At 59.7% G+C, this 1,763-nt stretch carries 2 protein-coding genes; both read right to left on the bottom strand.

Translation table 11 applies throughout. The features are described 5' to 3' along the window. Nucleotides 1-197: 197 nt before the first annotated feature. Nucleotides 198-1,097: a TIGR03619 family F420-dependent LLM class oxidoreductase gene (locus tag WAW17_RS15855; RefSeq protein ID WP_422333902.1), complete on the bottom strand. Its 900-nt coding sequence runs from the start codon at nt 1,095-1,097 to the stop codon at nt 198-200. 74 nt (nt 1,098-1,171) lie between these two features. Continuing rightward, complete coding sequence (locus tag WAW17_RS15850) at nt 1,172-1,624, bottom strand: MaoC family dehydratase (RefSeq protein WP_422333901.1); 453 nt, start codon at nt 1,622-1,624, stop codon at nt 1,172-1,174. Nucleotides 1,625-1,763 lie beyond the last annotated feature (139 nt).

Here is a 1,763-nt window from a genome sequence, read left to right as displayed (position 1 = left end):
CCGAGCAGGTGATCACCACGCTTATCGGCGGGGATCCGATCTACTCCATCACCACGTAGCTATACGTTCCGCGATCACTGTCAAGGGATTGCGTGATGATGCGTGGGAGGAAGCTGGAAATGCCGGCACGCCGCCCGCCTCGGTACTGGGGACTAACCAGTGCCGCAGCAGTATTCGCGGACTTCAGGCCGATCCACCTACACGGTCGCGGACCGATATCCACCCGGCCGCACACCCAAATTGGCGGCTGCCTCTCCCAGCCTGGCTCGCTTCTCCTCCAGGGTTGCACCCTTCCAGAACGCGTCGGCCCACACCACCAGATCGGTCATACCATGATCGTGGTATTTCCGGATCTGGGTTTCTTCCGTGGCCTTGATACGAACATAGCAATCGAAAGGACCTGCTGTACCGCATTCTTCACGGAGGCGCGTGATCTCGGTAACCAACTCGAGCGCCCCCTCGAATGTGGGAGTGCCGGAGGTAAACCATCCGTCCCCGAGACGCGCAGCCCGCGCCAACGCTTTGGGTCCGTTTCCTCCCAGGATGACGGGAACCTCGACCCGACGAGAATGAACGTGAACGGGACCGATGTCGAAGTGCTTGCCGTTGTGGATAAACGGTTTCCCCGACCACGCCGACCGCAGCACCTCTATGCACTCCTCGGTCCGCGAGATCCGAGTCTTATAAGGAACTCCGAGCGCTGTGAACTCTTCCTCCAACCAACCGGCGCCCACCCCGAGAAGGACACGTCCACCGCTCAACTCCTGAACGGTGATCGTGGTACGTGCGGTCATCAACGGGTGTCGGAGCGGAACCAGATACACGGCGGTGCCCAATTTGATGCGTGACGTGGTCGCTGCGATCGCCGCATGCACGGCCCAAGGATCCGTAAGTTCGGTGGCAGTGTCGATTATCGGGCCGATGTGGTGGCTGTGCGCCTGCGTCCCATCTGTCGGGTGATCACTTCCGTACCCGAGTGGATGGAAGACGTGTTCTCCGAGCCACAGGGTATCGAATCCCAGTTGGTCGGCACATATTGCCAACTCCAGCAGATCGGGACCCGTCATACCGAACGCGCTCAACCCAAGCGAGGTCACTGGATGTCCTTTCGAGGCGACTGAACCATTAAGGCGTTCACACACCAGTTCAAAGTGGACCTGACTCCCGAACGTCAGGGAACGAGAAGACGCACGGTCTCCGCGATGCATGCAGGCTTAGATGCATCTTCGATCTCGACGATGATGGTGATCACCGCCTGAACACCGTTGGGAGTGTGCTGAGCCGCGACCAGGGTCGCGCCGGCCCGCACGCGGGAACCCGCACGTACCGGATGCGGAAAGCGAACTTTGTTGGAACCGTAATTAATTCCCATCCGGACGTTGTCAACGCGGAATATGTCTTCAGCGAGCTTCGGGATCAGCGACTCGGTGAGATATCCGTGAGCGATCGTCGCCCCGAAGGGCCCGTCCGCGGCACGGTCCGGGTCGACATGGATCCATTGCCAGTCGTCTGTCGCATCTGCGAACCTATCGATCCGGTCCTGGGTGATCTCCAGCCAAGGGCCGTACCCGAGGTGATCGCCGACCGCCCCGACGAGCTCGTCGACATCGTTGAAGACACGCATTGTCCACTCCCTTTTAACCTGGATGCACCGATTCGGTTGGGTCGGTGAGCGTGTCGTAACGGCGAAATGCCCTGTCGTGGTGGAAGAATTGGACTTCTCACAGAACCTTTTCAACCATCCCGAAGGGCATCTCGTAGGT

This window comes from Rhodococcus sp. (in: high G+C Gram-positive bacteria) (assembly GCF_049286785.1).
In the GTDB taxonomy this organism is placed as follows: domain Bacteria; phylum Actinomycetota; class Actinomycetes; order Mycobacteriales; family Mycobacteriaceae; genus Rhodococcus_F.
Note: the sequence above shows the minus strand (reverse complement) of the source record. Positions and strands in the feature narration are given on the sequence as shown.

What these genes read in the sequence shown, in the direction of transcription:
- WAW17_RS15850 (WP_422333901.1), bottom strand. Translation starts at nt 1,624, where the DNA reads ATGCGTGTCTTCAACGATGTCGACGAGCTCGTCGGGGCGGTCGGCGAT.